We start from the raw sequence: 8,294 nt of genomic DNA on the forward strand, positions 1-8,294 counted from the left end.
TGGAGCGTCTCCTCCCTTCGGTCGTCAACGCTCACTACTCACCCTTTCCGCCAGCACGCGGTCGACGAACACCCGCGCACTGCCAAGGTAGTCGGCCGGGTCCAGCAGCTGCTCGATGCGTTGGCGAGTCAAATGTTTGCCGGCCAACGGATCCTCGGCGAGCAGATCCGCCAGCTCGCCTTCGCCCGCGAGCGCGCGTTTGGCGCAGGCCGTGACCGCGTCGTGCGCGGCGAGCCGGCCGGTCTCGGCGGCAAGCTCCGTGGTGACACGTTCGGACAGGATCGCGCCGCCGGTCGCGTCCAGGTTCTCCCGCATCCGCTCCGGGTCCACCTGAAGACGCTCGAAACTCGTGCGCAGCCAGTAGATCGCGGAACCCGTGGTGCGCACGAGTTCGGTGAGCGGCCGCCATTCCGCGTGCCACGAACCGGCCGCCCGCTGGAGCTCGTGCGACATCGCGCCCAGCAGCGTGCTCACCAGTCCGGGCGCCTGCTGGGCCGCGGCCTGCGCCGCGATCGCGGCGATCGCGTTCCGCTTGTGCGGCATGGTGGACGAACCGCCGCGGCCTTCCGCGACTTCCGCGACTTCCGCGACTTCGGTCTGCGCCAGCAGGGTGATCGTGCGGCTCACCCCGCCGACGACGCCGGACAGCTCGCCCAGCGCGGTAGCGAGCTCCGCGATCCGGCTGCGTTCGGTATGCCACGGCAACACGGGTTCGTCCAGCCCCAGCCGCCGGCTGAACGCGGCGAGCACCTGCGGCCCACGTTCACCGAGCGACGCGAGGGTGCCGGTCGCCCCGCCGAGCTGCGCGGCGAGGCGCACGCCACGCAGGCGGTGCGCGGCGGCGTCCAAACCGGACAGCCAGCCCGCCGCGGTGAGCCCGAAGGTCACCGGCGTCGCCTGCTGTAACAGGCTTCTCCCGGCCTGGACGGTTTCCCGGTGCTCGCGGGCCAGGCGCGCGGCCTGGTCCGCGGCCGCATCGAGGTCCTCCAGCAGCGGGACAAGCGCGCGCTTCGCCAGCAGCATGGCGGCGCTGTCCATGACGTCCTGACTGGTCGCTCCGAAGTGGACGTACTGGCCGGCCGAGCCGGCCTGCGCGGTGAGCTCGCGGACGAGCGGACCGGCGGGATTGCCGATGCCGACCGCCTTCGCGCCGATCTCCGCCACATCGAAGTAGCCCTCGCGGCACACCTCCGCGATGCGGTCGGCATGCTCACGAGGGATCAGGCCGGCGTCCGCCTCCGCCGCCGCTAGCGCCGCCTCGACATCTAGCAACGCTCGCAACCACGCGGCGTCACTCACCTCGTCGCGGACGGCTCCCGCGGCCAGGACCGGATCGAACAGTTCAGACATCAAAAAATACTGTCTCGCCGTCTCCCTGCAGGCGCACGTCGAAACGGTAACCGTCGGCGGCCTTCTCCGCGATGAGCGTGCCCCGCCGGCTTTCGGGGACCGACCGCAGCACCTCGTCCGCGGCGTTCGCTTCGGCCTCGTCGGCGAAGTAGATCCGGGTGACCACCCGGTCGAGCAGGCCGCGGGCGAACACCGAGACATCGATATGCGGCGCCTGCCCCTGCACCACGCCGGGCACCTGGGTGAGGATCTGGTAGGTGCCGTCGTCGCCGGTCGGGCACCGGCCGAACCCGCGGAATCCGGGCACCCGCCCGCGCGGGTCGTCCGGGTGATCGAAGCGGCCGTCCGGGTCCGCCTGCCAGGTCTCGATCAGCGCGTCCGGGATCGGGTCGCCGTCGCCGTCGTAGACCGTGCCGCGGATCCACACCGCGCCAGCGGTGCCTTCGGGCACGACGGTCGGCCCGTCCTCCCACGGCAGGCCGATCGCCAGGAACGGACCGACGGTCTGCGATGGCGTCGTCACTCGTCCTCCTCGGTATCTTGCGGGACACCCGCACCCAGTCGGACGAGCGAGCGCTGAAGGGCAAAAGTATCGCTCACTCGTCCTCCTCGTCTTCGAAAACGGACTGCTCCTGGCCACGCACCACGATGTCCCACTCGAAGCCGAGCGCCCAGTGGTCGGTCGTCCGGTCGTGGTCGTAGCGCGAGATCATCCGCTGCCGTGCCTTCTCGTCCGGGACCGAGTTGAAGATCGGGTCCTGGAAGAACAGCGGATCGTCCGGGAAGTACATCTGGGTGACCAGCCGCTGCGGGAACGCCTGCCCGAACACCGAGAAGTGGATATGCGCCGGGCGCCAGGCGTTGTCGTGGTTCCGCCACGGGTACGCGCCGGGCTTGATCGTGGTGAACTCGTACCGGCCTTCGGAGTCGGTGACGGTGCGCCCGGCGCCGGTGAAGTTCGGGTCGATCGGGGACGGCCAGTTGTCGTTGACGTGCCGGTACCGGCCGCCGGCATTGGCCTGCCAGATCTCGATCAGCGAGTCGGGGATGGGCCGGCCGTCCCCGTCGAGCAGCCTGCCGTGCACGATGATGCGCTGCCCCTGCGGCTCGCCGTCGTGCTGGACCGTCAGGTCGTTGTCGTGCTCGCCGAGCCGGCCGGGGCCCAGCAGCGGGCCGGTCACCTCGGTGAGCTTCTGCGGCAGCAGGACCAGCGGCTGCTTCGGGTGCCGCAGCTTCGTCGAGCCGTAACCCGGCGACGCGAGCGGCGGATGCGTGCCCTCGGGATCCCGCCGGTACCGCGGCAGGATCAACTTGTCACTGGCAGGAGCTGCCATAGCCCGTACTCCTTCACCCTTCGAGAACGACTGCCAAACCTTGTCCGACACCGATGCAGATCGCGGCGAGCCCCCAGCCGCCACCGCGGCGCCGCAGTTCGTGGGCGAGCGCGCCGAGCACGCGGCCGCCCGAGGCGCCGAGCGGGTGGCCGATCGCGATGGCCCCGCCGTTGACGTTCACGATCGACGGGTCGAGCTTCGGCCAGTCGGCCAGGCAGGCCAGCGACTGCGCGGCGAACGCCTCGTTCAACTCGACCGCGGCGAGGTCCTCCCAGCCGATCCCCGCCCGCTCCAGCGCGATCTCCGCGGCACGGACCGGGCCGATGCCGAACACGTCGGGATCGACCCCGGCGGCGCCACGGCCCGCGATGCGCGCGAGCGGCGCCTTGCCGAGCCGGTCGGCGGCCTTCTGGTCACCCAGCAGGACCGCGGACGCGCCGTCGTTGAGCGGTGAGGCGTTGCCGGCGGTGACAGTGCCGTCCTTGCGGAACGCGGGCTTCAGCTTCGCCAGCTTGTCCAAAGTGGAGTCCGGGCGGATGCCCTCGTCCCTGGTGAGCTCGGTGCCGGGCACCGGAATCACGTGATCGTCGTAGAAGCCGGCGTCCCAGGCCTTGGCCGCGTTGAGATGGCTGCGCAGCGCGAACTCGTCCTGCGCCTCGCGGGCGATGCCGTACCGCCCGGCCAGCCGCTCGGTGCTCTCACCGAGGGAGACGGTCCACTGCTCCGGCATCTCCGGGTTGACCATGCGCCAGCCGAGCGTGCTCGAATGCAGTGTCTGGTTCGTTGCCGCGTAAGGCTTTTCCGGCTTCAGCAGGATCATCGGCGCACGGGTCATCGACTCGACGCCACCGGCGACGACGAGCGAGGCGTCCCCGGTCGCAATGGTCCGGCTGGCCTGCATCACCGCGTCGAGCCCGGAGCCGCAGAGGCGGTTGACGGTGCTGCCGGGCACGCTGGTCGGCCAGCCGGCGAGCAGGGCCGCCATCCTGGCCACGTTGCGGTTGTCCTCGCCGGCCTGGTTGGCGTCGCCGAGCACGACCTCGTCCACAGTGGACGGATCGAGGCCGCTGCGGGAAGCCAGCTCGCGCAGCACATGCGCGGCCAGATCGTCGGGGCGGACCTTCGCCAGCGCGCCACCGTAGCGGCCGAACGGGGTGCGGATCGCGTCGAGAACGAATGCGTCGGCCATCACGCCGCCTTCAGTTCGCGCAGCGTCGCCAGCTCGGCTTCGCTGGGCGGGGTCGTGGTGGACAGGTCTGGGGACACCTTCAGATCCCAGCCCGTCGCCTCGCGCACCTGCTCGACGGTCACGCCCTCGTGGACCTCGGTCAGCACCAACTCGGCCGTCTCCGGATCGGGCCGGAACACGCCGAGGTCGGTGATCACCAGCGTCGGCCCGGCGCCCCGCAGGCCGAGCTTCTCGCGGTCCCCCTTGCCGGTGCCGTGGCCGAACGACGTGATGAAGTCGACCCTGTCGACGAAACTGCGCCTGGTCTGCCGCACCACGATGTACACCTCATGGCAGGAGGCCGCGATCTCCGGCGCGCCACCGGCACCCGGCAGCCGCACCTTCGGATGCGCGTAGTCCTCGCCGATGACCGTCGTGTTGATGTTGCCGAACTTGTCCAGCTGCGCGGCGCCGAGGAAACCGACGTCGATCCGGCCGGGCTGCAGCCAGTAGTTGAACACCTCGGGCACGCTGATCACCGCGTCCGCGGTCTCGGCGAGGATGCCGTCGCCGATCGACGCGGGCAGGCGGCCCGGCTTCGAGCCGAGCGTGCCGGATTCGTAGATGAGCACCAGATCCGGCGCGTGCGTGCGGCGCGCGAGATTGGCCGCGGTGGAGGGCAGGCCGATGCCGACGAAGCACCGCTGCTCGCGGTGTTGGGTTTCGCCTCCGCGGGGAAAAGTACGTCGGCGGCCGAGTGCGCGCGCGGCGGCGATCGACATCATCTCGTCGGATGTGTAAGTCCGCTCATCGGTCGTCGCGGTCACTTGGCTCCCTCCATGGCGAACACCTTCTCGTCAAGCCAGGCCTGGAACGAGTCCCGATTCCGGCCAATGGAATCCCAATACTCGTAGTATTCGTTGTCGCGGTCGTAGTAGCCCTGGGCGTAGGACGGATGCGCGCCGCGCGGCGCCTCGGCGACCGCGGTCACCGCCCACGACGGCAACATCATCTGCCCCGGCACGGGATCCAGCTCGTCCACGACCTCCTCGACCGTGACGAGGCTGCGCTTCGCGGCGAGCACCGCTTCCTTCTGCACGCCGACGAGCCCCCAGATCTGCACGTTGCCGGCGCGGTCGGCGCGCTGCGCGTGGATGATCGAGACGTCCGGGTTGATCGCGGAGACCGCCGCGAGCCGCTCACCCGTGAACGGGCAGGTGATCTGCTTGATCGTGTCGGTGTGCGCCGGCAGGTCGGTGCCGGAGTAGCCGCGCAGCACGGCGAACGGGAGGCCGGACGCGCCGGCCACGTACCGGTTGGCCATCCCGGCGTGGCTGTGTTCCTCGATCTCCAGCGGCCCCGGCCAGGAGTTCTGCACCGCGTCACGGAAGCGGTGCAGCGAGCCGACCCCCGGGTTCCCGCCCCACGAGAAGATCAGCTTGCGCGCGCAGCCGGCGCCGATGAGCTGGTCGTACACGATGTCGGGGGTCATCCGCACCAGGGTCAGCTCCCTCCGCCGCTGGCGGATGATCTCCTGCCCAGCCGCATGCGGGATGAGGTGCGTGAACCCTTCGAGCGCGACGGTGTCCCCGTCGTGCACCAGCCGCGCGACGGCGTCACGCAGGGAAAGTATCTCAGCCACGAAATACTCCGTTCGCAATCCGCACAAAAGTTCTCGATAAGAACGTACTTGTTGGCCCGGGGTCACGCAAGGGAAGGTGGAGCCATGCGGATCGTGGTCACGAGGCGGATACCCGAGGCGGCGCTGGTCGAACTGCGGGCGGCGGGCAAGGTCTGGATGCCAGAGGAGGACAGGGCGCTCGAACCCGGCGAACTGCGGAAGGCCGTCGCGGGCGCGGACGCGATCGTGAGCATGCTGCACGACCGCATCGACGCGTCCGTCGCCGAAGCCGCCGGACCGGGCCTCCGTGTGGTCGCGAACGTGGCGGTGGGCTACGACAACATCGACGTACCCGCGCTGACCGGCCGGGGCGTCCTGGTCACGAACACGCCGGGCGTCCTCACCGACGCGACCGCGGATCTCGCGTTCGGCCTCCTGCTCGCGCTCACGCGGCGGATCGCGGAGGGCGACCGCCTGCTGCGCGCGCGGCAGCCGTGGTCCTTCCACCTCGGGTTCATGCTCGGCACCGGCCTTCAGGCCAAGACGCTGGGCATCGTCGGACCGGGCCAGATCGGGCAGGCGATGGCGAAGCGGGCCGAGGCGTTCGGCATGCACGTTGTCTACAGTGGACGGTCGGATCCGAAGGAAGAGCTCTTGCGGCAGGCCGACGTCGTCTCCCTGCACTGCCCGCTCACCGCCGAGACGCGTCATCTGATCGACGCCGCCGCACTGAAACTGATGAAACCGAGCGCGATCCTGATCAACACCACCCGGGGACCGGTGGTCGACGAGTCCGCGCTCGCCGACGCGCTGCTCGCCCGCGAGATCGCCGGGGCGGCGCTGGATGTGTTCGAACGCGAACCCGCGGTCGAACCGCGCCTGCTGGACCTGGACAACGTCGTACTGACCCCCCATCTCGGTTCCGCGACCGTGGAGACGCGAACCCAGATGGCCTTGCTCGCCGCTGAGAACATCACCGCGGTGCTCGCCGGCAAGGAGCCGCCGAATCCGGTACACCGCTGAGTGGTACGACAGTACAATTTTTGGCGTGCGACAGACCCTCATCTTCGACGCGGACGACACGCTCTGGGAGAACAACGTCGTCTTCGAGCGCGTCATCAACGACTACCTCGACTGGCTCGCGCACCCCACGCTGGACCGCGCCGAACTGCGCGCGATCCTCGACGACATCGAACGCGCGAACGCGGCCACGCACGGCTACGGCACCGCGGTGTTCCTGCGCAGCCTGCACGATTGCGTGGCGCGCCTGCGCGAGCGCCCGGCGACCGAGCAGGAGCGCGGCCAGATCCTCGAGCTCGCCGATCAGCTGATCAACCACGAGATCGAACTGATCCCCGGCGTCGCCGAGACGCTCGGCGAACTCGCCTCACGGCACGACCTGCTGTTGCTGACGAAGGGCGAGCAGACCGAGCAGCAACGGAAGATCGACGCGTCCGGGCTCGACCACCATTTCGGCAGCGTGCACATCGTGCGCGAGAAGCACACCGACACGTACCGGCAACTGGTAGACGAGCACTCGCTGCACCCCGAGCGCGCGTGGATGATCGGCAACTCACCGAAGTCGGACATCGTGCCGGCCCGGCAAGCGGGGCTGGGCGCCGTGTTCATCCCGAACGAGAGCACGTGGGTCCTCGAGCACGACGTGGTCGACCCGGCCGATGACCGGGTCCTGCACCTATCGCGCTTTCCCGAACTGCTCGCCCACTTCTGACGTGGCAGGCCGGCTCCCGGGCGCCGTCCTGCCACGCCTTTTCGCTACGCGCCGGACGCCTCGGAAGAGGGCATCACGGCGAAGTTGAGCTGGCCCTGATCGTCCTGCTGGACGTCGAGGACCTTGTCGTCGAGGAACTGGGCGGCCTGCGGCTCCAGAAACACCCGGGCCCCCGCGTCCGTGCCCAGGACCTGGTCACCGGCCTCCGGCTGCTCGGCCACGGACAGCGCCAACTGCGCGCCTGCCTCCTGCTGGGTCTGCACGGCGAAGCGCAGCCCACCGGTCTCCTGCTTGCCTTCCTGAGCGGTCAGCGCGCTGATCGCCTCGGCGGCGGCATCGGTCAAAGCGAGCATGGTGTTCTTCCCTTCAGTTACGTGCGCTCGTAGCCCGACCGTAGAGGGCCCGGCCTGCTCACGCCGGGTGGCTCCGGCGGCCGGGCCGGAAACCCGTCGTTTCCCCAGTTCATCACCACTGTGACTGAAATCACTCCAATTCGTCGGGACGTGTGGCGTCGCGGAACCCCGAGATCAACGTCACTCGGTTGTACCGTGCAAGAAGTTGCTGAGGGCAGGTAAGTTGATGCCATGACCACCGCGCAGTGGATCGGGGAGCGGGCGCGGCGCCGGCTCACCTCTTCGCATCCGGTGGTCTGGTACGTCACGGCGGGCGTGGTGACCACGGGGCTGCAGGAACTGATCTTCCTGGCCGCGCGCCCGTTCATCGCGTCGGTCGCCGCGAACGTCGTCGCGATCGCGTTGACGACGGTCGCGAACACCGAATTCCACCGCAGGGTCACATTCTCGCGGATGCGGACCTCCGCGGCGAAACTGCACCTGCAGTCGCTCGGCACTTTCGCGTTCTACGCGAGCTACGGATCGCTCGTCCTGATCGTGCTCCAGGCGATCGTCGGCTCACCGTCCGCGTCACTCGAAGCGGTGACGCTCGCCGTCGCTAGTACGGCGGGTGGAGTCTTACGGTTCGTAGTCCTTCGCTAGTGGGTTTTCACCACACGCTAGTGTCGTGTGATCCTGTCCGGTTTACGTTGCTGTGTTTGCCCGTAGGGTCGGTGGGTTTGTCCGCTGCGGTGTC

The 8,294-nt window shown here is 69.4% G+C and carries 10 protein-coding genes; 3 read left to right on the forward strand and 7 right to left on the reverse strand.

Annotated elements, in window-relative coordinates; all coding sequences use genetic code 11:
* Positions 1 to 24: 24 nt before the first annotated feature.
* From FG385_RS29050 to FG385_RS29075, 6 genes are all read right to left on the reverse strand, one after another.
* A complete protein-coding gene (locus FG385_RS29050; RefSeq protein ID WP_139099992.1) occupies positions 25 to 1,350 on the reverse strand; it encodes a lyase family protein in 1,326 nt (441 codons plus the stop codon).
* Positions 1,343 to 1,873 carry a protocatechuate 3,4-dioxygenase subunit alpha gene (gene pcaG, locus FG385_RS29055; protein WP_139099993.1) on the reverse strand — a complete coding sequence of 177 codons (531 nt, stop codon included), beginning with the start codon at positions 1,871 to 1,873 and terminating at the stop codon, positions 1,343 to 1,345. Before pcaG ends, FG385_RS29050 begins: the two co-directional genes overlap by 8 nt.
* Before the next feature lie 73 nt (positions 1,874 to 1,946).
* Positions 1,947 to 2,684 carry a protocatechuate 3,4-dioxygenase subunit beta gene (gene pcaH, locus FG385_RS29060; RefSeq protein WP_139099994.1) on the reverse strand — a complete coding sequence of 246 codons (738 nt, stop codon included), beginning with the start codon at positions 2,682 to 2,684 and terminating at the stop codon, positions 1,947 to 1,949.
* A 13-nt stretch (positions 2,685 to 2,697) separates the two neighbouring features.
* Positions 2,698 to 3,873 carry a thiolase family protein gene (locus FG385_RS29065; protein ID WP_139099995.1) on the reverse strand — a complete coding sequence of 392 codons (1,176 nt, stop codon included), beginning with the start codon at positions 3,871 to 3,873 and terminating at the stop codon, positions 2,698 to 2,700.
* Positions 3,873 to 4,637, reverse strand: a complete 765-nt coding sequence (locus FG385_RS29070; RefSeq protein WP_139100006.1) for a CoA-transferase subunit beta — start codon at positions 4,635 to 4,637, stop codon at positions 3,873 to 3,875. The genes FG385_RS29065 and FG385_RS29070 overlap by 1 nt, the downstream gene beginning before the upstream one ends.
* A gap of 38 nt (positions 4,638 to 4,675) precedes the next feature.
* A complete protein-coding gene (locus tag FG385_RS29075) occupies positions 4,676 to 5,494 on the reverse strand; it encodes a CoA transferase subunit A (RefSeq protein ID WP_139099996.1) in 819 nt (272 codons plus the stop codon).
* A gap of 84 nt (positions 5,495 to 5,578) precedes the next feature.
* On the opposite strand from FG385_RS29075, the gene FG385_RS29080 reads away from it, so the two are divergent.
* Positions 5,579 to 6,496, forward strand: a complete 918-nt coding sequence (locus FG385_RS29080; protein WP_139099997.1) for a 2-hydroxyacid dehydrogenase — start codon at positions 5,579 to 5,581, stop codon at positions 6,494 to 6,496.
* A gap of 25 nt (positions 6,497 to 6,521) precedes the next feature.
* A complete protein-coding gene (locus tag FG385_RS29085) occupies positions 6,522 to 7,205 on the forward strand; it encodes an HAD family hydrolase (protein ID WP_327436864.1) in 684 nt (227 codons plus the stop codon).
* Between the two features lie 44 nt (positions 7,206 to 7,249).
* Here the strand turns inward: FG385_RS29085 and FG385_RS29090 are convergent, their stop codons facing one another.
* On the reverse strand, positions 7,250 to 7,558 hold the full coding sequence (locus FG385_RS29090; protein ID WP_139099999.1) for a HesB/IscA family protein: 309 nt from the start codon (positions 7,556 to 7,558) through the stop codon (positions 7,250 to 7,252).
* A 231-nt stretch (positions 7,559 to 7,789) separates the two neighbouring features.
* Between FG385_RS29090 and FG385_RS29095 the strand changes: the two genes are divergently transcribed.
* A complete protein-coding gene (locus FG385_RS29095; RefSeq protein ID WP_139100000.1) occupies positions 7,790 to 8,200 on the forward strand; it encodes a GtrA domain-containing protein in 411 nt (136 codons plus the stop codon).
* The last annotated feature ends 94 nt before the right edge of the window (positions 8,201 to 8,294 follow it).

It is taken from the genome of Amycolatopsis alkalitolerans (assembly GCF_006152065.1).
GTDB classification, from domain to species: domain Bacteria; phylum Actinomycetota; class Actinomycetes; order Mycobacteriales; family Pseudonocardiaceae; genus Amycolatopsis_E; species Amycolatopsis_E alkalitolerans.

Coding starts and splice junctions, on each gene's coding strand:
- FG385_RS29050 (WP_139099992.1), bottom strand. CDS start 1,350: ATGTCTGAACTGTTCGATCCGGTCCTGGCCGCGGGAGCCGTCCGCGAC.
- pcaH (WP_139099994.1), bottom strand. CDS start 2,684: ATGGCAGCTCCTGCCAGTGACAAGTTGATCCTGCCGCGGTACCGGCGG.
- FG385_RS29065 (WP_139099995.1), bottom strand. CDS start 3,873: ATGGCCGACGCATTCGTTCTCGACGCGATCCGCACCCCGTTCGGCCGC.
- FG385_RS29070 (WP_139100006.1), bottom strand. CDS start 4,637: ATGATGTCGATCGCCGCCGCGCGCGCACTCGGCCGCCGACGTACTTTT.
- FG385_RS29080 (WP_139099997.1), top strand. CDS start 5,579: ATGCGGATCGTGGTCACGAGGCGGATACCCGAGGCGGCGCTGGTCGAA.
- FG385_RS29090 (WP_139099999.1), bottom strand. CDS start 7,558: ATGCTCGCTTTGACCGATGCCGCCGCCGAGGCGATCAGCGCGCTGACC.
- FG385_RS29095 (WP_139100000.1), top strand. CDS start 7,790: ATGACCACCGCGCAGTGGATCGGGGAGCGGGCGCGGCGCCGGCTCACC.